This window comes from Pedobacter sp. AC190 (assembly GCF_979258025.1).
Genome location: NZ_OZ409824.1, coordinates 1,478,133 through 1,500,413 on the forward strand (window position 1 = coordinate 1,478,133; position 22,281 = coordinate 1,500,413).

17 protein-coding genes are annotated in these 22,281 nt (G+C 36.0%); 7 read left to right on the forward strand and 10 right to left on the reverse strand.

The features are described from left to right. Window positions 1-106 precede the first annotated feature (106 nt). Window positions 107-1,555: a M28 family peptidase gene (locus tag ACZZZI_RS06495; protein ID WP_316764725.1), complete on the reverse strand. Its 1,449-nt coding sequence runs from the start codon at window positions 1,553-1,555 to the stop codon at window positions 107-109. Between the two features lie 320 nt (window positions 1,556-1,875). Beyond that, window positions 1,876-2,148 (reverse strand): isoleucyl-tRNA synthetase, encoded by a 273-nt coding sequence (locus ACZZZI_RS06500; RefSeq protein ID WP_316764727.1) that lies wholly within the window; start codon window positions 2,146-2,148, stop codon window positions 1,876-1,878. A 268-nt stretch (window positions 2,149-2,416) separates the two neighbouring features. On the opposite strand from ACZZZI_RS06500, the gene ileS reads away from it, so the two are divergent. From ileS to ACZZZI_RS06520, 4 genes are all read left to right on the forward strand, one after another. Beyond that, window positions 2,417-5,818, forward strand: a complete 3,402-nt coding sequence (gene ileS, locus ACZZZI_RS06505; RefSeq protein ID WP_463488973.1) for an isoleucine--tRNA ligase — start codon at window positions 2,417-2,419, stop codon at window positions 5,816-5,818. A 30-nt stretch (window positions 5,819-5,848) separates the two neighbouring features. After that, on the forward strand, window positions 5,849-6,232 hold the full coding sequence (locus ACZZZI_RS06510; RefSeq protein ID WP_029286865.1) for a TraR/DksA family transcriptional regulator: 384 nt from the start codon (window positions 5,849-5,851) through the stop codon (window positions 6,230-6,232). Then, entirely contained in the window at window positions 6,232-6,834 is a 603-nt protein-coding gene (locus ACZZZI_RS06515; RefSeq protein ID WP_316764744.1) for a lipoprotein signal peptidase, read from the forward strand. Before ACZZZI_RS06510 ends, ACZZZI_RS06515 begins: the two co-directional genes overlap by 1 nt. Before the next feature lie 379 nt (window positions 6,835-7,213). Further along, window positions 7,214-7,732: a DUF4269 domain-containing protein gene (locus ACZZZI_RS06520; protein ID WP_463488974.1), complete on the forward strand. Its 519-nt coding sequence runs from the start codon at window positions 7,214-7,216 to the stop codon at window positions 7,730-7,732. Window positions 7,733-7,873: 141 nt separating this feature from the next. Here the strand turns inward: ACZZZI_RS06520 and ACZZZI_RS06525 are convergent, their stop codons facing one another. The 4 genes from ACZZZI_RS06525 to ACZZZI_RS06540 all read right to left on the reverse strand — a co-directional run bounded on the left by ACZZZI_RS06525 (window position 7,874) and on the right by ACZZZI_RS06540 (window position 14,062). After that, window positions 7,874-8,233, reverse strand: coding sequence for a ribosomal maturation YjgA family protein (locus ACZZZI_RS06525; RefSeq protein WP_463488975.1), 360 nt, complete (start codon window positions 8,231-8,233; stop codon window positions 7,874-7,876). 240 nt (window positions 8,234-8,473) lie between these two features. After that, on the reverse strand, window positions 8,474-9,697 hold the full coding sequence (gene odhB / locus ACZZZI_RS06530; RefSeq protein ID WP_463488976.1) for a 2-oxoglutarate dehydrogenase complex dihydrolipoyllysine-residue succinyltransferase: 1,224 nt from the start codon (window positions 9,695-9,697) through the stop codon (window positions 8,474-8,476). Window positions 9,698-9,793: 96 nt separating this feature from the next. Further along, complete coding sequence (locus ACZZZI_RS06535; protein WP_463488977.1) at window positions 9,794-12,592, reverse strand: 2-oxoglutarate dehydrogenase E1 component; 2,799 nt, start codon at window positions 12,590-12,592, stop codon at window positions 9,794-9,796. A 195-nt stretch (window positions 12,593-12,787) separates the two neighbouring features. Then, window positions 12,788-14,062, reverse strand: coding sequence for a DASH family cryptochrome (locus ACZZZI_RS06540; RefSeq protein WP_463488978.1), 1,275 nt, complete (start codon window positions 14,060-14,062; stop codon window positions 12,788-12,790). 166 nt (window positions 14,063-14,228) lie between these two features. On the opposite strand from ACZZZI_RS06540, the gene ACZZZI_RS06545 reads away from it, so the two are divergent. The 3 genes from ACZZZI_RS06545 to ACZZZI_RS06555 all read left to right on the forward strand — a co-directional run bounded on the left by ACZZZI_RS06545 (window position 14,229) and on the right by ACZZZI_RS06555 (window position 18,294). Beyond that, entirely contained in the window at window positions 14,229-15,869 is a 1,641-nt protein-coding gene (locus ACZZZI_RS06545) for a DUF4139 domain-containing protein (RefSeq protein WP_463488979.1), read from the forward strand. A gap of 157 nt (window positions 15,870-16,026) precedes the next feature. Next, window positions 16,027-16,929: a TIGR01777 family oxidoreductase gene (locus ACZZZI_RS06550; protein WP_463488980.1), complete on the forward strand. Its 903-nt coding sequence runs from the start codon at window positions 16,027-16,029 to the stop codon at window positions 16,927-16,929. Window positions 16,930-16,995: 66 nt separating this feature from the next. After that, complete coding sequence (locus ACZZZI_RS06555; RefSeq protein ID WP_463488981.1) at window positions 16,996-18,294, forward strand: cryptochrome/photolyase family protein; 1,299 nt, start codon at window positions 16,996-16,998, stop codon at window positions 18,292-18,294. Here ACZZZI_RS06555 and ACZZZI_RS06560 read toward each other — a convergent pair. The 4 genes from ACZZZI_RS06560 to ACZZZI_RS06575 form a co-directional block, all read right to left on the reverse strand. Next, window positions 18,284-19,207, reverse strand: a complete 924-nt coding sequence (locus ACZZZI_RS06560; RefSeq protein ID WP_463488982.1) for an FKBP-type peptidyl-prolyl cis-trans isomerase — start codon at window positions 19,205-19,207, stop codon at window positions 18,284-18,286. The genes ACZZZI_RS06555 and ACZZZI_RS06560 overlap by 11 nt on opposite strands. 3 nt (window positions 19,208-19,210) lie before the next feature. After that, entirely contained in the window at window positions 19,211-19,666 is a 456-nt protein-coding gene (locus ACZZZI_RS06565; RefSeq protein WP_463488983.1) for an FKBP-type peptidyl-prolyl cis-trans isomerase, read from the reverse strand. Continuing rightward, window positions 19,667-20,155 carry an FKBP-type peptidyl-prolyl cis-trans isomerase gene (locus tag ACZZZI_RS06570; RefSeq protein WP_463488984.1) on the reverse strand — a complete coding sequence of 163 codons (489 nt, stop codon included), beginning with the start codon at window positions 20,153-20,155 and terminating at the stop codon, window positions 19,667-19,669. Between the two features lie 189 nt (window positions 20,156-20,344). Next, window positions 20,345-22,138: an acyl-CoA dehydrogenase family protein gene (locus ACZZZI_RS06575; protein ID WP_463488985.1), complete on the reverse strand. Its 1,794-nt coding sequence runs from the start codon at window positions 22,136-22,138 to the stop codon at window positions 20,345-20,347. Window positions 22,139-22,281 lie beyond the last annotated feature (143 nt).

The window sequence follows — 22,281 nt, forward strand, 5'->3', positions numbered from 1 at the left end:
CGTTTAGAGTTTAAAGTTAAAACCCGTCATTCCGATTAAAAGAAATCTAGTAAAGATTTCTCTGCTTCAGTTGAAATGACGGGTTTGAAGTACTATAAGCAAAAAACTATTTCCACCTCCACTCACCAGCAATGGTTAATGGTTCTTTTAAGTTTTGAGATTCTAAAAATGCTCTTAACTCTTCTTCTCCCTGCACACCAACTGGAATTTTCGGTGTATTGGCTAAGGCATACGTAAGCATTGCACTATAACGAACCGTATTTTTTAAACCCTGCTCATCTACCAATTTAAAACTATCACCATCAGAATGATAATATGGGCCAGAGTTGTTTGGTAGTTTACCACCAGCACCACCGCCTGTTGGAATACCTTCTAACATAAACGGCTGATGATCGCTGTGTAAACCTGCGCCTGCGTTAAATAAATTTTTAAATCCCGTATCTATTTTCACAATATCTGCTCCCCAGGCTGTAAATAAAGTTTTCATTTCAGCTCTCGAAGTGGAAAATCCTTTCGGATCGTTTGTCATATCATAATTAAGCATAAACTTTACCTGACCAATATTTCCTGCCTTTTTTGCTTGCTCTACATAAGCTTTTGAACCTAGTAAGCCCTGCTCCTCACCCATAAACAAAACAAACTCTACAGTGCGTTTAGTTTTTAAATTCAGCTTTTTAAAAGTACGGGCCATATCCATAATTGCGAAAGAACCGATACCATTATCTATAGCACCAGTTGATAAATCCCAGCTATCCAAGTGCCCACCAACAACAATTTTATCTTTTGGCATTTCGGTTCCTTTAAAAGTTGCCACAACATTTCTGGCCTTAATTAAGCCCGAAAAATTAGTCATGGCGATGTGCGCAACCTGTACCTGAGTTTTTAATTTTTCTTTTAATGCTAAGCCATCTTCCAGGCCAATACAAACCGCAGGAATAGGAATTAACTTACCCGTAACCGATGCCGTACCAGTTAATAAAACGCCATTTTTTACCGTATTAATGATAATTACACCAGTTGCACCATACTTTGTAGCGATAGCTGTTTTTTCTGAACGATGTAATGATTTTGTTCCAGCTGGCGAGCCTGGTAAAACACCTAGATAGATCAGTGCAATTTTACCTTTAAATTTATCAGGGTTAGCTTGATAATCAACTTCAAGCCCATTACCTGCATCAACAATGTCTCCGCTGATATCTGCACTTACTGGCGAATGAGCTAATGTAACAGCTTTTATTTTCGAAAGACTGTTTTTAGTAGCGCCGATTTCTACATTGATGGTTTTTCTTGCCCAGCTTTCTACTTCAAAAGGTTGAAATTTAACTTCGCAACCATAAGATTTTAATAAATCGAATGCATATTGTTCGGCCTTAGCACCATTAGTCGAACCCGTTAAACGGTGTCCGATGGTTTCGGTTTCGTATTTAAGGGTTTGGTAGGCTTTTGAGTTTTGCTGAACTTCAGTATTAATTTTGGTAAATACATCGGCAAATTTATCTTGTGCATTGGCTAAAGATGCGGCACAAATAATGGCAGCAGAGAAAAGGTACTTCATAAGAAAGTGGTTTGGTTGGTTGATTTTAATTTGATGAAATTACAAATTATTAAGGAACCCAAAGCGCTGTAACGTTTATTTTGCTTTCTATGCATTTTGCAGCTTGGCATAAGATTACCAATTCTTATTAAACAAACCTGATAGAAACGAAAATACTTTTGTTGTCGTAACCTGAGTTTACCCAAAACCAAAGGCAAAAGATTGAAGAGAATAGCAGGACTAACGCATAAATGGAACGCAGTCTTTGCTTTTCTAATATTTTTTAAAGTATTAAAAACTTACTTTAAATGTTCTCAAATTCTTATATCTCGTTATAACCCCTATTCAGTAACAGGCTTTTTTTCTTCCTCATCTACAGAAGCTTCAACCGTTGGATCGGTAATAATTTCTGCATTACCGTCATCATCTTTTTTGGCAAAGAGTATTGGATAAAGCATCCAAAGGGCACCAACCATAACCAAAATACCTGCTAATATTTGTAGGTAACGTGCTCCGCTAACTTCTGATGCATCTAAAATGAGATACAAAACATAAGAAACCACACCAGCAATAAGTACAAGTACAGCTTTTTGCAATTTGAGAAGCTTGATCATAAGGTTTTCCTTTTTAATTTGATGATATGAAGTAGAACAAAAACTAACCCAATTAGTTCTAGCAAACCGCAGAAATAAAAGCTGTATAAAACGAAATCGCGGTTGGCAGGGTTAATTACTGCCACTACAGGTAAGGCGATTACCGCCACAACCATTAATGTTAAACCTATATTAAATAATTTCACGTTAAAAGTATTTACATCTAAACTACCAAATTTGAGCGAAAAACTTTAACTTTGCATCCTTAATTTTTTGAGGTACTTGATTGATGTATAGCGAATTTAAACAATTAGACCTTGCCAAAATAGGGCAAGAAATACTGGATTTTTGGAAAAAGGAAGACATCTTTGAGAAAAGCATTTCTTCTCGCCCAAAATCTAATCCGTTTACTTTTTACGAGGGTCCACCGTCTGCCAATGGTATGCCAGGGATTCACCACGTAATGGCTCGTGCTATTAAAGATATTTTTTGCCGCTACAAAACAATTAAAGGTTACCAGGTTAAAAGAAAAGCCGGCTGGGACACGCATGGCCTGCCTGTTGAACTTGGAACCGAAAAAGAATTGGGCATTACCAAAGAGGATATTGGAAGAACCATTTCTATTGAAGATTACAATGAAGCCTGTAAAAAAACAGTAATGCGCTACACAGATGTGTGGAACGATTTGACTGAAAAGATGGGCTATTGGGTAGATATGGATGACCCGTATATTACCTACAAATCGAAATATATGGAGTCGGTTTGGTGGCTTTTAAAACAGATTTACGATAAAGGATTAATCTATAAAGGTTACACTATACAACCTTATTCGCCAAAAGCAGGAACAGGTTTAAGTTCTCACGAGGTAAACCAACCTGGTGCCTACCGCGATGTTACCGATACTACAATTGTTGCTCAGTTTAAAGCATTAACTGATACTTTGCCAGCCTTTTTACAAGGTTTTGGAGATATCTATTTGATGGCATGGACTACAACTCCATGGACTTTACCATCGAACACAGCGTTAACTGTTGGCCCAAAAATCGACTATGTTTTAGTTAAAACTTTTAACCAATATACTTTTTTGCCAACGAATGTTATTCTGGCTAAAAACATGGTTGGAAAACAATTCAGCAAAACTTTCTTCGAAAGTAATGAGGCTGATGATTTTGCTAATTTCAAAGCTGGCGATAAGAAAATTCCTTACCAAATTCTTGCTGAATGTAAAGGAACGGAATTGGTTGGCATTAGATACGAACAACTTTTAACTTACGCTTTACCATACAACAATCCTGAAAATGCTTTCCGAGTAATTTCAGGAGATTTTGTAACAACCGAAGATGGTACTGGTATTGTACACACCGCCCCTACTTTTGGTGCAGATGATGCTAAGGTTGCCAAAGAAGCCGTTCCAGAAATACCACCAATGTTGGTATTAGATGATAACGACATTTTGGTTCCTTTGGTCGATTTACAGGGTAAATTCACTAAACATGTTGGGCCTTTTGCAGGCAAATATGTTAAGAATGAGTATTATGATGCTGGCACAGCACCCGAAAAATCGGTTGATGTAGAAATCGCGATTTTATTAAAAGAAGAAAACAAAGCTTTTAAGGTTGAGAAATATGTACACAGTTACCCACACAGCTGGAGAACTGATGAGCCACTTTTATATTACCCTTTAGATTCGTGGTTTATTAAAGTTACTGATATTAAGGACAAAATGTTTGACCTTAATGAAACCATTAACTGGAAGCCGAAAGCTACTGGTGAGGGTCGTTTTGGTAACTGGTTAAAAAATGCCAACGACTGGAATTTATCGCGTTCGAGATATTGGGGCATTCCTTTGCCAATTTGGAGAACAGAGGATAAAAAAGAAGAAGTATTAATTGGTTCGGTTGAAGAACTTTATAATGCCATCGAAAAATCTATCTCGGCTGGTTTCCAAAAAGAAAATCCTTTTAAAGGATTCGAAATTGGCAACATGTCTGAAGAGAACTACGACCTGATTGATTTGCATAAAAATGTAGTAGATCAGATTACTTTGGTTTCTCCATCAGGCAAACCAATGACTCGTGAAACCGATTTAATTGATGTTTGGTTTGATTCAGGTTCAATGCCTTATGCACAATGGCACTACCCTTTCGAAAACAAAGAAACCATTGATTCAAACGAAGATTTCCCTGCAGATTTTATTGCTGAAGGTGTAGATCAAACCCGTGGTTGGTTTTATACATTACATGCTATTTCTACGCTTGTTTTCGATAAGGTAGCTTACAAAAATGTGGTTTCAAACGGATTAGTACTAGATAAAAACGGGCAGAAAATGTCTAAACGTTTAGGAAACGCTGCAGATCCATTCCAAACCATTAACGAATATGGTGCCGATGCAACACGTTGGTACATGATTTCGAACGCAAATCCTTGGGATAACTTAAAGTTTGACATCGAAGGAATTGCTGAAGTTCGCCGTAAATTCTTCGGTACGCTTTACAATACTTATGCCTTCTTCGCATTATATGCTAATATTGATAAGTTCGAAATCGATAAAAATAACCTAAGCAAGGTTGAAGACAGAACGGAATTAGACCGTTGGATTTTATCGTTATTGCAAAACTTAATTAACGAAGTTGATGAAAGTTACAATACTTACGAACCAACCAAAGCTACCAGAGCAATTCAGGCCTTTGTTGATGAGCATTTAAGTAACTGGTACATCAGACTAAGTCGCCGCCGTTTCTGGAAAGGCGAAATGACTGATGATAAACGTGCTGCTTACGAAACGCTTTATACTTGTTTAGAAACTTTAGCACAGCTGATGAGTCCTGTTGCACCTTTCTTTGCCGATTGGTTGTACAGAAACTTAACCGTTACCGATAAAACTGCTGAGCAATCAGTTCATTTAACTTTATGGAAAGAAGGCGATGCAAACTTAATCGATACCGATTTAAACGAACGTATGCTTTACGCTCAGGATATTTCTTCGATGGTTTTATCACTACGTAAAATTTCGAAAATTAATGTTCGTCAGCCTTTAGAAAAAATATTAATCCCATCGTTAAATGGCGATTTCGAGCAAAAAATTTCAAAAGTTGCCGATTATATTCTTTCAGAAACAAATGTTAAACACATCGAATTTATTACCGATACGCACGGCATTGTAATGAAAAAGCTTAAACCTAATTTTAAATCATTAGGTAAAAAAGTTGGTAAGGATATGAGCCTTGTAAAAAGCGCATTAGAAGAGATGAATCAGGACGATATCCAGCGTTTGGAAACGGATGGCTTCATCAATGTTTCCGGCAGCAATGATGTTCAATACAAGATCGATTTAAACGAAGACGTTGAGATTTTTGCAGAAGATATTCCAGGATGGCAGGTTACTAATTTAGGCAGTTTAACCGTTGCCTTAGATGTAACCATTTCTGAAGAATTGAAACAGGAAGGAATTTCTCGCGAATTGGTAAACAGAGTTCAGAACATACGTAAAGAATTAAACTTCGAAGTAACCGATCGAATTAAAGTTTCATTACAAAATGATAACTTAATAGCTAATGCAGTTGCTAAAAACAAGGCTTACATTTGCGCTGAAATTTTAGCAGACGAATTTGAATTAACGGATACTGAGATAAACGCAAACAAAATCACTATCGATGATGTTGAGTTAAGCATTTCAGTAACTAAAATATAAATCCATATATTAGAAAACTAAATTAAAAACATGGAAAACAGTAACAAAACACGCTACTCAGACAGTGAACTACAGGAATTTAAAGAATTAATTCAAGATAAATTACGCAGTTCTAAAGAAGAACTTAATGCTTTAACTTCATCATTAAGTAACCCAAATGCAAACGGAACAGAAGATACGTCTGGTGCTTACAAAACATTAGAAGATGGTTCTGCGACGATGGAAAAAGAGCAAATCAATCAATTAGCTGCCCGTCAGAAAAAATTTATTGATAACCTGGAAAATGCATTAGTTCGTATCGAGAACAAAACTTACGGTATCTGCCGCGAAACTGGTAAATTAATTCAAAAAGAACGTTTACGTGCGGTTCCTCACGCTACTTTAAGCATGGAAGCTAAATTAAAGCAGAGTTAATGAAAGGCTATACAAAACCTTTATTAGTTATATTTTTGGTTTTACTTGCCGATCAGGCACTTAAAACTTGGATTAAAACCAACATGTACCTTGGTCAGGAATTTAAAATCATTGGCCAATGGTTTATCATTCATTTTACAGAAAATAATGGTATGGCCTTCGGTATGGAATTCGGTGGTGAGTTTGGAAAACTAGCTCTATCATTGTTTCGTATTGCTGCTGTGGGTGGTATTGGATACGGTTTACACTATTTAATTAAGCACAAATACCACCGTGGTTTAATTTTAAATGTTGCCCTGATTTTTTCAGGTGCTTTAGGAAATATCATCGATTCGGTTTTCTACGGAAAAATTTATGGTTATGAAACCTGGTTTCATGGTCGCGTTGTAGATATGCTATACTTCCCAATTGCAGAAGGACATTTTCCGAGCTGGATACCGATTTGGGGTGGCGATGAATTCGTTTTCTTCAGACCCGTTTTTAACCTTGCTGATGCTGCGATATCCGTTGGTGTGATACTCATACTGATCTTCCAAAAAAATTACTTTAAAGAAGATGTAAAAGATGATGTAAGCATTAACAGCGAGATTGTAGAGGATTAAGGAAATTACGATTTCAGATTGACGAATTACGATTTCTTAGCCTAAATATTATATGCCCATTTCTTAATTGAAGTGGGCTTTTTCTTTAAAATATAAAGTTGTCATTGTGAGGCACGAAGCAATCCTAAAGCATTAGTTATTAAACCTATTTATCAAATTGCTTCGCCCCTAGCTGTGACAATTGTAGTAATTATTTCTTGAAAGCAACCTTCTACCAAAATCAAGGCCACTTCCCGCTATCCTTACTGCCAATGAAACCTGTACTTTAACAAAGTTTTATCGAAAAATTCACGTCAGAATTACATTGCATTGGCATTCATACTATCGGGTTTAGTAACTTTGGATACCATAAGAAACAAAAGCTGCAAAACGCCTAGAAATGATAAATTTTCTTGATATATCTTATCTAAAAACAGGAACCGAAAGACAAAGAAAAGCTTATCAGGTTTTAACTGAACGTGCAATTCTGGAAAACCTTACTCAATATAATCCAATTTTAACTGGTACAATCCCGATTAATATAGACATCGAAAACAGTGATTTAGATATAATTTGTTACGCCCAGGATGATAAAAAATTTGAAAATGACTTGACATACCATTTCAAACATGAGCGAGGCTTTAATATTACGAAAAACAAAAAGTTTAACGCTCTAAAAGCAAATTTCTTTATAGATGATTTTGAAATCGAAATCTTTGGCCAAAATATTCCAACAAAACAGCAAAATGCTTACCGCCATATGCTAATTGAGTATAAAATACTTCAAGAAAAAGGTGAAGATTTTAGAATGCAAATCATTGAATTAAAAAAACAAGGACACAAAACAGAGCCAGCCTTTAGCAGGTTATTGAATTTGCAAGGAGATCCTTATGAGGCCCTGTTGAGGATGCAGATTTAAATTTCTCTATCATTTAAAACGAGAGTGAGATTAATCTTTTGGATGCGGCAACTTTGAATATTATGTAATATTGAAACAAGAAGCATCAGCAACTAATGAAACAGATTCTTCGTTCCTCTGAATGACAAATTATTACCCATTTCAATCCTTAAACAACAAACAAATCAAATAACCGACAAAGTAGGCCAGCAAATCATAAACAGTAAAATAAGTGCCTAAAACTGTACTCCAAAACTTATTATTCTCCAAGCCAAACCAATTAACATAATGCAAGCCTTGCAAAAACTCAATTACAAAAGAAAAAATCAATACACCTAGAGCTAGCTTTTTATTATTTGTTTTAAGAAAAATCCTAAAGAAAGCATATATCAGAACCACTACCAAAACATCCCCTCCAAAAGGACGAATAAAATCATCATTAAGGTATTTGGCAATCAAAACTTCAACAACGAAAATTGTGATAAAAATGATTAGGAATTTTAGATTGAAAGTTAATTTCATGCGCTAATATAATAGTTGTATCGTCATTTTTAGCAAAGTCAAGAAATCTTGGGAATACAGTAAAAATTATCGATTCGGCATTTCCTCACTTGAAATGACAGCTTGAAAAGGTATTGAATAAAGGTGTATGTGTTGATCATTTTGGGGCACGAAGCAATGACGGGTTTACATTTATAAAAAAAAGCCCTAACAAAAAATGTTAAGGCTTGTAGTATGAATGTTATTAAGATATTACTGGGATTAAACGCCCAATAATAATCTAGCTGGATCTTCTAATAATTGTTTTACACGAACCAAGAAACCTACTGATTCACGCCCGTCGATAATTCTGTGGTCGTAAGATAAAGCAACATACATCATCGGACGAATCACTACTTCACCTTTTTCAGCAACAGGACGCTCAATAATATTATGCATACCTAAAATGGCCGACTGTGGCGCATTAATAATAGGAGTAGACATCATCGAACCAAAAACACCACCATTAGTGATTGTAAATGTACCGCCAGTCATTTCTTCGATTGTTAATTTACCATCGCGAGCCTTAAGAGCTAGAGCCAAAACAGATTTTTCAATTTCAGCTAAACTCATGCTTTCTGCATTACGGATAACTGGAACAACTAAACCTTTTGGAGCTGAAACTGCAATCGAAACATCAGCAAAGTTATTATAAACAATCTCCTCGCCATCAATACGAGCATTTACAGCAGGGAAATCTTTTAATGCCTCAGTCACCGCTTTGGTGAAGAAACTCATGAAACCTAAACCAACACCATGTTTTTCTTTGAAAGAATCTTTGTATTTACCACGTAAATCCATGATTGGTTTCATGTTAACCTCGTTAAAAGTAGTTAACATTGCTGTTTCATTTTTAACAGCAACCAAACGTTTTGCTACGGTTTTACGTAATGGCGACATTTTTTCGCGACGCTCAGAGCGTGCGCCTGCAGGAGCAGCAGCAACTGGAGCATTAGCTTTTGGAGCTTCAGCCTTTTTACCAGCCTCAGCTTTTACAGCATCATCTTTAGTAATACGACCATCAATGCCAGTACCTTTTACAGCAGCAGCATCAATACCTTTTTCAGCAAGAATTTTACCAGCTGCAGGAGATGGAGTTCCTGTAGCGTAGCTTTCACCAGATTTTTCAGCAACCGGTGCTGCTGTTTTATCTTCATTAACTACTGCCTTTTCTTCTGTTTTAGGAGCATCAGCTTTTGCAGGCGCTGCGCCACCATCTTCAATTTTACAAACTACTGCGCCAATAGCTAAAGTATCGCCTTCAGCAGCTATGGTTCTTAAAGTTCCAGCTTGCTCTGCAGTTAATTCAAATGTAGCTTTATCTGATTCTAACTCAGCAATAACTTCATCCATTTCAACAACATCGCCATCGTTTTTTAACCATTGCGATAAAACAACTTCGGTTATCGACTCACCAACTGGTGGAACTTTTATCTCTAAACTCATATTTTTAAAATTGTATTTTCTTTGATGTTTTGTCTAAATTCAATATGTAAGCTATTGATAGGAAACCTTCAACCTTACACCTTTTCACCCTCAACCTTAATCGGCTTCTGCTAGGTTTTTACTCGCTTTTTTAGTTGCACTTTTAACTTCTTCCTGTTTTACAGAAACTTCTAATGCCTTCGCTAAAATATAAGCTTGTTGATTAGCATGTTGTTTTGCAAAACCTGTTGCAGTACTGCTGCTTTCTCTTCTAGAAATTACATGAATACCTTTTAAATCAGTTTTATACAATTTGCGGAATAAGTACGGCCATGCACCCATGTTTTCTGGCTCTTCTTGTACCCAGAAAATCTCATCTGCATTTTTATATTTTTTCGTAATCGCTTCCATTTGATCAACAGGTGTTGGATATAACTGCTCAACGCGAACAATTGCAACATGTTTAACTTTATCCGTCTGTTGTTTTTCAAGTAATTCGTAATAGATTTTTCCACTACAGAAAACTACACGAGTTACATCTGCAACTTTGACATTTACATCATCAATTACTTCTTTAAAACCCCCTTCTGTAAACTCTTCTAATTTAGAAACACAAGCTGGGTGACGCAATAAACTTTTTGGTGAGAAAACCACTAACGGTTTACGGAAATCGCGTTTAAACTGGCGACGTAAAACATGAAAGAAGTTTGCAGGTGTAGTACAATTCACAACTTGCATATTGTAATCTGCACAAAGCTCCATAAAACGTTCGATACGTGCCGATGAATGTTCAGGACCCTGACCTTCGTAACCGTGAGGCAATAACATTACCAAACCATTTTCTCGTTGCCACTTCGTCTCTGCACTCGCAATATACTGATCTACAACAATTTGCGCTCCATTAAAGAAATCACCAAATTGTGCTTCCCAAATGGTTAAAGCATTCGGGTTAGCCATTGCATAACCATATTCAAAACCTAAAACTCCATACTCTGACAAGTGTGAATTATAAATATCAAATGGTGCTTGCTGATCTGAAATGTTTGCTAATGGTACATATTCTTCTTCGCTATCTTCTAAAGTTAAAACCGCATGACGGTGAGAGAAAGTACCACGTTCTACATCCTGTCCACTTAAACGAACTCGCTTACCTTCTGATAACAAAGTACCATAAGCCAATTGCTCGCCCATTGCCCAATCAAAAACATTAGTTTCATTAACCATTTTACTGCGTTCAGCAAATAGCTTTTCAATCTTTTTGAAGAATTTTTTATTTGTTGGTAAAGTTGTAATACGTTTACCAATTTCTAATAAAGTAGATTTTTTAACTGCTGTAATAGGAGAAGTTTCGAAATCTTTTGGAGTTGCCATACGCAGGTCTGCCCATGCACCGCCAAATTTAACTTCAGTGTCTCCAGCAACAAATTCTTTTGCTTCATTTAAACGTTCTTGTAAAATTCCACGGAAATCCTTTTCCATTTCTTTTGCCAATCCCGCTTCCAATTTACCTTCTTTGGTTAATTGCTCAATATATATTTCCCTTGGATTAGGGTGTTTTTCAATTGTTTTATACAATAAAGGCTGCGTGAATTTAGGTTCGTCAGACTCATTGTGACCGAAACGACGGTAACATAAAATATCAATGAAAACATCATTTTTGTATTTCTGACGATATTCCATTGCCAGATTAATAGCATAAACCAAAGCTTCAGGATCATCGCCATTTACGTGAAATACTGGCGATAAAGTTACTTTAGCAATATCTGTACAGTATGTACTTGTACGGGCATCTTTATAGTTTGTAGTAAAACCAATTTGGTTGTTAATTACCAGGTGAATGGTTCCACCAGTTTTATAACCTTCCAAACCAGCCATTTGAATTACTTCGTAAACAATACCTTGACCAGCAACAGAGGCATCACCATGAATCAAAATTGGAGCTAAACGACTGTTATCGCCACCATATTTGAAATCGATTTTCGAACGACTCATGCCTTCTACCACACCATCAACAGTTTCTAAGTGCGATGGATTTGGGCAAAGACTTAAGTGAACGCTTTTACCTGCATTAGTAGTTACATCTGTAGAATAACCTAAATGATATTTTACATCACCTCCAAAAGGTGTTTCTGGGTTATAGCTCTTACCTTCAAACTCAGCAAAAATATCTTTGTAAGTTTTTTGCATGATATTCGCTAACACGTTTAAACGACCGCGGTGCGCCATACCAATTACAAATTCTTCAATTCCCAATTCTGCACCTTTTTCGATAACCGAATCTAAAGCTGGGATTAAAGCTTCTGCACCCTCTAACGAGAAACGTTTTTGTCCTAAGAACTTCGTCCCTAAAAAATTTTCGAAACTTACAGCTTCATTTAGTTTTTTAAGGATACGTTTTTTCTCCTCGATTGAAAAGTTTGGCGTGTTACGTGCGCTTTCCATTTTACCCTGAATCCAGTTTAAAACTTCTGGTGTACGTAAAAATTTAAATTCTGCACCAATTGAATGTGCATAAGTTTGTTTTAGGAAAGCAACAATATCCTTCAATTTTGCTGCACCGATACCAATTTCAACACCAGAGTTGAAAACGGTTTCTAAATCTGCATCAGATAAGCCAAAATTAGCCAAATCTAATGTTGGTAAATGTTTACGTCTTTCGCGTACCGGATTGGTATGCGTAAACAAGTGACCGCGACTACGATAGCCATCAATCAGATTTAAAACATTAACCTCTTTTAAGAATTGTTCTGGAGTTTCTACGGTTACTGCAGTGGTTTCAGATCCTCTTCCAAAATCAAAACCTTCAAAAAACTTTTGCCAACCAAATTCAACTGATTCAGGATCCTGCTGATACGACTGATATAAAGAATCTATATATTCGGCGTTTTCGCCATTAAGATAAGATAAACTACCCATTATTAACTGTTTACTATAAGCATTACAAAATTAGAATTTTACCTTATATAATTGGTAAAAAACTATATTAAAATGAGATTTTTTGAATTATAGAATTATTATTGATAATAATTGAATTCTTGATCTTTAAATGCAAGAACAATACCATCCCGAAGAAGATTATTATATTATTCAAATTCACTCAATCGATTATTTTTAAGAAGCCCAAATTGTGGCGTAATTTCCTTTTGGATCAAGATTTTTGATGTTTTTATCCAAATCAAAAGCACTCTTCGTTTTTTGATCGTTCCCTACACCTGCCATGTTTGCCCAATTACCCCAATTGCTTGCTGGATTATAATCAATTAATTTTTCTTCAAAATATGCCGCACCCAAAATCCAGCTTACCTCTAAATTATTTATTAAGAACAAAGCCGCAGTTTGTCGGGCAATATTAGATATATAACCCGTTTGATTTAATTCATTCATAACTGCGTCAACTACCGCGAACCCAGTTTGCCCAGTTTTCCAGTTATTGAAATTCTCAACTGCATTAGCCTCATCTACCACGCCCTGACTACCAAAACCATTCGGCTTAAAAAAAGTGTTACCATATTTTTTAAACATAAAACGGAAATAATCTCTCCAAAGCAAACCAAGTAATACATGGTTAAACATGGCCTTGGTGCTTGGTGTGCTTTCCATTTTTTTGATTTCCCAATAAACTTTTCTCGGCGATAAAGTTCCCATTGCCAGCCAGGCTGATAGTTTTGAGGCAAGAATTAAGTTTTTTGTGGTAGCAGCTTGTTTCATGGCTGTTATAACCTTTTGCAATGTGCTTATTCCCTCACTTTCACCCCCAACAAACTCAAAATCAGATCGTATATCCTTTTCTTGAATAGCTAAACCTAAATCGGCTAAACTTGGAATATTTCCCCAATCAATTACTTCAGCAACGTTAATTCTATCGGGCGCTAAAAAACAGGGTTTAATAATTGCATCACGTTCAATTTTCTTTTTAAACTGATTAAATGCATCAGGAATATCTTTAATCGGGAAAGGTAAATCCTCCTTATTGTATAAAGTATGACCAATAAAGTGTTTAAGATTAATACGCAGCTTCCAAAGTCCATCTTCTACCAATGTTGATACCTGGGTTTCTTCATCAGCAACTTCACGGTGATGATAAACTTCGTTAATTTCATATTCCTGAGCCAAAGCTGGAATAATTTCTTCAGGTTCGCCTTTAGCAATTAAAAGATTGCCTCCAATTTGTTTTAATGAATTTCTTAAAGCACCAACACTTTCGAGTATAAATTGCGCTCTGATGCTCCCAGTTTTTAATGTGCCGTATTTAGTTTCTTCAAAAATACGTGGATCAACAATGTAAACTGGCAAAATTGAATCTGACTTAGCAATTGCCTCCACCAACATTTCATTATCGTGTAAGCGAAGATCGTTTCTAAACCAAACTAGAATTTTTTTAGACATCGTTATGTAGAAAAGTGTGTTAAAGACCGTAATTACAAATTTATTGTATTTTTTCTCCGCATCAAAAACATGTCGAATTCTTTACAAATCCTCAACAAAATACTATTTTCTTATGGAATCTCATTTGCGGGCGCATCATTGCTTTAAAATTTAAACTTAACACAAAATGAAACGATTTTTAACGATATTCTTATTCCCCTTAAGTGTTTATGCTCAACAGCAAATAAAAAGTAAAGCCGCTTTAGAAAGCGTAACAGTTTACAACAATGGCGCACAACTAACGCATACTGGAAAAGTTAATCTCCCATCAGGAACATCAGAAATTGTAATCAATAATATTTCGGGTCGTGTTAACGAAAGTTCTATACAAGTGGGAGTTTCTGCAGGTGTAACCATTTTAGCTGTTCAGTTTAATCGCGATTTCTTAAATACTGATGCTGCAAACCCCGAAATAAAACTTTTAAACGACAGCATTAAAACAGTAAATACTGAGCTTTCTAAAACAAAAAATGCAAAAACCATTGAAGAACAGACTTTGGTTTTGCTAGATGAAAATAGAAAATCTGGCGGTTCCAATACAGGTACTAATGTTGCTGAGTTAATTAAACTTGCAGAGTATTATCGGGCAAAGAGCACCGAAGTCCGTAATTCTATATTGGCAATTAGCGCAACCGAAGAGAAACAAATCCGAAAATTAAATGCTTTACAACAGCAATTGGCAGAGTTGAGAAACAATCCCAATCAGCAGCTCGGCCAGCTGGTTTTACAACTCCTGGCAAAAGAAAACGTAAATGCAAATTATAATATTACCTATGTTACGCCAAACGCTAATTGGTTAGCAAGCTACGATGTTAAAGCTATTAATACTTCAACTCCTTTGGGGATTGTTTACAAGGGTGCAATTACGCAAAATACTGGTTTAGATTGGAAAAAAGTGAAGCTTTCTTTATCAACAGGAAACCCGAATTATAATATTACCGCGCCTACTTTAAATCCTTGGTTTGTTTCAGTTTATTCGCCTGCTCAACAAAGCCTAGCAGGAAGTTCTTCGGGTATAAGAATTAGAGGAATGGCATCGCCTCTTGGAGAAGCGAATATGCTAAACGATGTTGTAGTTGTTGGATATGCAAAAGCCGAAAAAAAAGCAATCGCAGCATCCGTTTCTACGGTAAACAATTATACATCAGTTAACGAAAGTCAACTTGGCGTAACTTTCGATATCGATATCCCGTATGATATTAATAGCGACAATAAGCCTCATACTGTTGCTTTTAAAGAATATGAAGTTCCAGCAAAATATAAATATTATGCAGCTCCAAGATTAAGTTTAGATGCTTATTTATTAGCAGATGTTTTAGATTGGGAAAAGCTGAATTTACAGGCGGGCAATGCAAATATTATTTTCGAAGGAACTTATACGGGGAAATCCTTTATCAACCCAGCAAATATTTTGGATACTTTGAGTTTAAGCATGGGTAAAGACAAAAAAATCATCATTACCAAAGAAAAACAAGAAGATTATAGTAGCACAAAGTTTATTGGCAGTAATAAGAAACAGGCATTTACTTATCTGATAAAAATTAGAAACACAAAGAAAGAAGCTATTGAATTGTCTCTTAAAGACCAATATCCATTATCAACACAAAGTGATGTAGAAATTGAATTATTTGAAAGTAGTGGTGCAGAAGTAAATAAAGAAACCGGAATGCTTTCGTGGAATTTAAAAATAGCACCAAACGAAACTAAAACCATTAAACTAAGTTATTCAGTTAAAGCACCAAAAAGCAAAATTTTAGCAGGCCTGTAATCCTCGAGGCGATCAGGTTTCCACGTAAGTATAATAGCTATCTTACGTGGAAACTTTGTTTAATGCAGAATTGATTTTCACAAATTTCTCTCTAATTATTACAACTCAAAATAATACCACAGCTCAAACCCTTTCGTATCTTTAGTGTTTTAAAAGAATGGTGAAAAAGATTCTAATTACGGGAGCGAGCGGACTTGTGGGCACTGAACTTAAAAAGCATTTGATTACCAAAGGCTATAAAGTAAACACACTTTCCCGAAAAAAAACCAATGACCCAAATAACTATGTTTGGGATATTTTTAAAGGCCAAATTGATTACAATTGCCTAACGGATGTAGATTCTGTTGTACATCTGGCTGGTGAGCCTGTAGCAGATAAAAAATGGACAGTAGAACAGAAAAAACTAATCATTGATAGTCGTGTAAAATCTACGGAATTACTTTATAAAGCCATTAAAGCGTCTGGAAATCATAACATTAAGTCTTTTATTTCGGCATCGGCGGTTGGTTATTATGGCGATTGCGGCGATGAAATTCTTACAGAAGAAAGCCCGAATGGTTTTGGTTTTTTAGCTAAATGCTGCAAACTTTGGGAAAATGCTGTAGACCAAGGCAAGAAACTGAGCATAAGAGTAGTAAAACTTAGGACTGGAATTGTAATAAGCAAACGTGGTGGAGCATTACCCCAATTGGCTTTGCCTGTAAAATTATTTGTAGGTTCGGCAATTGGTTCGGGCAAACAATGGGTGCCCTGGTTGCACCACGAAGATATGGTTGAAATGTATATTGATGCTATAGAGAATCCAAAAATAGAAGGTAATTATAACGCCTGTGCTCCTTTTCCTGTAACTAATTCCGCTTTAACAAAAGCGATAGCGAAGCAACTTCATCGCCCGTTTTGGCCAATTAAAGTTCCAAAAAAAGTTGTTGAATTATTATTGGGAGAAAGAGTTGAAGCCGTTTTAATGAGTAATAATTGCTCTGCACAAAAGCTTCTTGATGCTGGTTTTAAATTCAAATTTACCAGAATTGAAGATGCATTAAAAGACATTTACAAATAAGTTTATCTACAAACTAAATATTATAATTTTCGCAATTGACCAATTTACACGCTTTACTAAATAAAAATGCACCCTATTAATATTTTATGGCTCCGCCGCGATTTACGCTTGGAAGATAATGCAGCACTTTACCATGCCCTAAAAAGTGGTTATCCAGTGCTACTGTTATTTATTTTTGATAAAAACATATTAGACAAATGTGCTAAAGATGATGCTCGTGTAACCTTTATCTATCAAACGTTAGAAAACATCAAAAAAGAACTTCGAGCTAAAGATTCTGACTTGTTAGTTAAGTATGGTACCCCTGAAAAAATATGGACAGAAATATTAAAAGATTATGAGGTAAAAGAAATCTATACCAATCACGATTATGAGCCTTATGCTCGCGAACGCGATGATAATATGGCTGAATTTTTAACAAGCGAAAAAATTGCCTTTAAAACCTACAAAGACCAGGTTATTTTTGAAAAAGGCGAAATTTTAAAAGCAGATAAAACACCTTACACGGTTTTTACACCTTTTTATAAACAATGGCAGGCTAAGCTAGATGGTTTTTATACAAAATCTTATCCTACAAAAAAGTATTTCAAAAACCTGTTTAAAACAAAAAACCTTTCATTTCCATCTTTAAAAGAGATGGGATTTGAAGAAAGTAAACTAAACTTCCCTAAAATTAGCTACAAGAATAAGCTGGAAGATTATGGGCAGGAAAGAGATTTTCCTGCAATTGATGGAACAACTCATATTGGATTACACTTAAGGTTTGGCACTTTGAGTATTAGAAAAGCTGTGCAAGACGCTATTAAAGAAAAATCAAATGTTTGGCTTTCGGAATTAGCCTGGCGGGAATTTTACATGATGATTCTTTGGCATTTTCCATACGCTGCTTTCGATTCGTTTAAAAAGCAATACGATAAAATTAAATGGCGAAATAACGAGGCAGAGTTTAAGGCTTGGTGTAAGGGTAATACGGGTTATCCGATTGTAGATGCAGGTATGCGTCAACTAAATGAAACTGGTTGGATGCACAATCGCGTTCGTATGGTTGTGGCCAGTTTTTTATCTAAACACTTGTTAATAGATTGGCGTTGGGGGGAGGCTTACTTTGCCGAAAAATTGCTTGATTATGAAATGGCAAGCAATGTTGGTGGTTGGCAATGGGCAGCAGGTTCGGGGAACGATGCAGCACCTTATTTCAGGGTTTTCAATCCCGAATTACAAACTAAAAAATTTGATTCGAAATTTGAATATATTAAAAAATGGGTGCCAGAATATGGTACAAAAAAATATGCCCAACCAATAGTTGAGCATACATTTGCACGGGAAAGAGTGCTTAAAGTTTTTAAGGAAGCGCTTAATTCGTAACGCTGGTTACTTCGATATCAAAATCTAAGACTGCATTACCTGGAACACTTCCGCTACCAGAACTTGAATACCCCAAATCGGAAGGTACAAAAATCCTCATTTTAGTGCCTACAGGGAATTTTGGAATTATCGTATACCAACCTTTAATAAGTTGACTTAATTGGTAGGTAAAAGTACCATCAGTTGAAGAATTTGCAACTGTTCCATCTAGCAATCTCAATGTATATTTAGCTACGATTGTACTCTCTTTACTATCAATTGCTCCGCCAGTACCTAAGGTATTAATGATGTAATATATTCTTGATGGATCTTTTACTGCAGATGCTGTTAATCCTTTGGCCGCTAAGAAACTAGTTATGCGGTTATCATCTAAGTCATATTGGCTCTTAAAGGTTTTAGTCGTTACATTTATATCTAAAATATCATTTGAAGGTATTCCGACATCAGTGAATCCATTCTTACCAAAAGCGAGATAAGATGGTAAAATAATTCGAGCAGAACCGCCTGGCTTTAATGCATTAATTGCAGTTCTAATGGCAGGGATTTGAGGTATAGCTGTTGTTTGAGAGGTTACAGGTAAAACATTTGTATAACCTACACGATTACCCCAATTTCCGTTAACAGATGTGGTAAGATAAGGAGTCCCACTACTCAATGATTTTATTGAAACACTATAAAGTACAGAGTCGCTATTTTTAAATAAATCGCCAGTTCCGGCAGTCAAAACCTGATAATAAAATCCTGTTTTATCTGGATCTTGAATCATCGAAGCTGTTAAATTATTCTTTTGTATATAGGCACTTATAGCAGCATCATCTACTGTTTCAACAGAATCATACTCCTTTTTACAAGATGTAAATAATATAGTAGCCAGTAAAAAAGTAAACAGGCTAAGTTTTGTAAAGTTCTTCATTAATTATTGTACGTTTATCAATTGTATCGTAAAATCTAAAACCGAATTTGCAGGTACAGGCCCCGTAGCCTGGCTTCCATAAGCTAAATTAGACGGAATAATCAATCTAATTTCACCACCTTTCTGAATAAGTGGAATACCTATTCTCCAGCCTTCTATTAACTGCGCCAGCTGGAAGGTATTTTCAACACCATTACCATTATCAATTACAGTTCCATTTAATAACCTGCCTTCGTACTTAATTGTAATTTTAGTACTCGATGGATAGGTAAATGATCCTGAACCAGGTTTAATAATTTGATAATATAAGCCAGAGGAATGTTTTGTTGCACTAATATTATTGTTTTGAATAAACTCCGCAATTTGTTCATCAGCGTTTTCATCCTTTTTGCAGGAAGTAAATAATACTGAAATAAGCAAAAAGCTAAAAGCAGCAAATTTTAATAAATTTCTATTCATTTAGTTTGGGATATCGTTAAGAGTGATCGTAAAATCTAATATTGAATTTGCAGGGATTGATCCATTTACGGCATTACCATACCCATAATATGAAGGGATGAAAAGCCTAATTTGCCCACCTTTTTGTATATAAGGAATTCCAATTTGCCATCCAGGAATAAGTCCTCCAAATGTAAATGTTGGTGAAGTCCCTTTAGAAGCATCAAAAATTGTCCCATTAAGCAACCTGCCTTCATAATCTACATTAATTCTGGTAGTTGAAGTATAGGTAACATTTCCAGCGCCTGCAGCAATAATTTGATAGAAGACACCGTATTGCTCATTTTTTAAGACTGCAATATTATTTGCTTTAACGTAAGCTCTAATTGCTGTAGTATCAGCCTTAAATTGCGGAACAGGATCGTAAACATCACCTACATCTGTTTTTTTACAGGCAGCAAAACATCCAGCAATGCATACCAACAATAAAAAGTGCTTAATCTTAATCATAGTCCGCAAAAATAAGCTTTTAATACGGATGCCGCAATTTTTAACCAAATTTAACAAATAGACAAAGTAAAAAGACCAAAGCTGAAAGACTATTAACCACCATTGATACCAATTCGATTTTTATACCGCATTAGTTCTTTCAGGTTTTGTCTTTTTACTTTGGTCTTTAATTTTTCAGCTTTTAAAGCCTTAAAAAATATATTTATTTGCTTCAATTAATTGCTGAGCAACTCTTTGACGAGCATCTTTAACATTAAAAGGTTCTACTTTGGTAAAACGACGTAAACCCACCAACATCATGCGTTGCTCATCACCATCGGCAAATGCCCAAAGTGCTTCTTTACCCGCTTTGGCAATGCCATCAACAGCCTCAACCATATAAATTCTCAATAAATCTAACTGACCTGCTGAAGCTTCTTCGCCACGTAACGAAACCAATTTCTCGGTTCTTAGAATAGCTGATTCCAGTACATAAACATAGCCTGCCATGTCTGCAATGTTCATTAAAATCTCTTGCTCTTTACTTAAAGTCATCATTAGTTTTTGAACCGCAGCACCAGCAACCATCAAAGTCGCTTTTTTAAGGTTCGCTAAAACTTTTTTCTCAGCAGCAAATAATGTAGTGTCTTCTTCGCCAAAATCAGGAATGCTCATTAATTCGGCAGCAACAGCAGTGGCTGGCCCCATTAAATCCAATTCGCCTTTCATGGCTCGCTTCAACATCATATCAACGGTTAGCAATCGATTAATTTCGTTCGTTCCTTCGAAAATTCTGTTAATCCGAGCATCACGATAAGCCCTGTCCATTGGCGCATCAGCACTGAAACCCATTCCACCATAAATTTGAACACCTTCATCTACAGTATAATCCAACGCCTCAGAACCCCAAACTTTTAAAATGGCACATTCAACCGCAAACTGCTCTACAGACTTTAATCTTGCTTTACCTGATTCCATTCCACCTGCAACCAATTGATCATAAGTGTCATCAATATTTTGTCCTGCACGATAGTTCGCTGCATCAACAGCATAAAGCTTCGAAGCCATTTCGGCAATTTTGAAACGAATAGCCCCGTATTTAGAGATCGAACGGCCAAACTGGCTACGCTCATTTGAATAATTAATTGCTGTGCTTAATGTCGCTTTTGAGGCACCAATTGCCGCAGCTGATAATTTTATACGACCAATGTTTAAAATGTTAACTGCGATTTTGAAACCATTTTCCCTATCACTCAACATATTTTCAACTGGAACTTCACAATCGTTAAAGAAAACCTGACGCGTTGAAGAACCTTTGATTCCCATTTTATGTTCTTCTGGATTCATGGTAATGCCACCAAAATCTTTCTCTACAATAAAAGCAGTTAAGTTTTTATCATCATCAATTTTTGCAAAAACGATAAAAATATCTGCGAAACCACCGTTGGTAATCCACATTTTTTGCCCGTTGATGATGTAATGTTTACCGTCAGCACTTAAAACGGCTTTGGTTTTTCCAGAATTTGCATCCGAACCTGAATTAGGTTCCGTTAAGCAATAAGCTGCTTTCCATTCGCCAGAACCCAATTTTGGAATGTATTTGGCTTTCTGTTCTTCGTTTCCGTAATAAAGGATTGGCAAAGTACCAATTCCGGTATGCGCCGAAAGCGCCACTGCAAATGAGTGCCCAGCACCAACTACATCAGCAACCAACATCGAAGTGTTAAAGTTTTTACCAAAACCTCCGTACTCTTCAGGAACAGAAACCCCAAGAATCCCCAATTCGCCAGCTTTGGTTAAAAGCGTTGGCATTAACTCTGGGTCTTCCTGTTTATCAATTTTATCTAAATTCGGATAAACTTCAGCTTCTAAAAAATCGCGACAAGTTTGCGCAATCATTTGTTGCTCTTCATCAAATTCTTCAGGAATAAAGATATCCTGGTAAACCGTTTCTTTAATTAAGAATTCGCCGCCTTTAATTGTTTTTTTTTCAGTTGTTTCCATTTTAATAGTATCTAGTAGCGAGTATCAAGTGAATCGCTTAATTTTATTTTATGGCCTTTTCTTTTGCCTAATACGGTCGTCATTGGGAGGCACGAAGCAATCCTAACACTATCGTTATTACCAGACCAACGCATTAAGATTGC

Bases quoted from the DNA above. Each gene is read 5' to 3' on its own strand.
- ACZZZI_RS06495 (WP_316764725.1), bottom strand. From the start codon at position 1,555: ATGAAGTACCTTTTCTCTGCTGCCATTATTTGTGCCGCATCTTTAGCC.
- ACZZZI_RS06500 (WP_316764727.1), bottom strand. From the start codon at position 2,148: ATGATCAAGCTTCTCAAATTGCAAAAAGCTGTACTTGTACTTATTGCT.
- ileS (WP_463488973.1), top strand. From the start codon at position 2,417: ATGTATAGCGAATTTAAACAATTAGACCTTGCCAAAATAGGGCAAGAA.
- ACZZZI_RS06510 (WP_029286865.1), top strand. From the start codon at position 5,849: ATGGAAAACAGTAACAAAACACGCTACTCAGACAGTGAACTACAGGAA.
- ACZZZI_RS06515 (WP_316764744.1), top strand. From the start codon at position 6,232: ATGAAAGGCTATACAAAACCTTTATTAGTTATATTTTTGGTTTTACTT.
- ACZZZI_RS06520 (WP_463488974.1), top strand. From the start codon at position 7,214: ATGATAAATTTTCTTGATATATCTTATCTAAAAACAGGAACCGAAAGA.
- ACZZZI_RS06525 (WP_463488975.1), bottom strand. From the start codon at position 8,233: ATGAAATTAACTTTCAATCTAAAATTCCTAATCATTTTTATCACAATT.
- odhB (WP_463488976.1), bottom strand. From the start codon at position 9,697: ATGAGTTTAGAGATAAAAGTTCCACCAGTTGGTGAGTCGATAACCGAA.
- ACZZZI_RS06535 (WP_463488977.1), bottom strand. From the start codon at position 12,592: ATGGGTAGTTTATCTTATCTTAATGGCGAAAACGCCGAATATATAGAT.
- ACZZZI_RS06540 (WP_463488978.1), bottom strand. From the start codon at position 14,062: ATGTCTAAAAAAATTCTAGTTTGGTTTAGAAACGATCTTCGCTTACAC.
- ACZZZI_RS06545 (WP_463488979.1), top strand. From the start codon at position 14,229: ATGAAACGATTTTTAACGATATTCTTATTCCCCTTAAGTGTTTATGCT.
- ACZZZI_RS06550 (WP_463488980.1), top strand. From the start codon at position 16,027: ATGGTGAAAAAGATTCTAATTACGGGAGCGAGCGGACTTGTGGGCACT.
- ACZZZI_RS06555 (WP_463488981.1), top strand. From the start codon at position 16,996: ATGCACCCTATTAATATTTTATGGCTCCGCCGCGATTTACGCTTGGAA.
- ACZZZI_RS06560 (WP_463488982.1), bottom strand. From the start codon at position 19,207: ATGAAGAACTTTACAAAACTTAGCCTGTTTACTTTTTTACTGGCTACT.
- ACZZZI_RS06565 (WP_463488983.1), bottom strand. From the start codon at position 19,666: ATGAATAGAAATTTATTAAAATTTGCTGCTTTTAGCTTTTTGCTTATT.
- ACZZZI_RS06570 (WP_463488984.1), bottom strand. From the start codon at position 20,155: ATGATTAAGATTAAGCACTTTTTATTGTTGGTATGCATTGCTGGATGT.
- ACZZZI_RS06575 (WP_463488985.1), bottom strand. From the start codon at position 22,138: ATGGAAACAACTGAAAAAAAAACAATTAAAGGCGGCGAATTCTTAATT.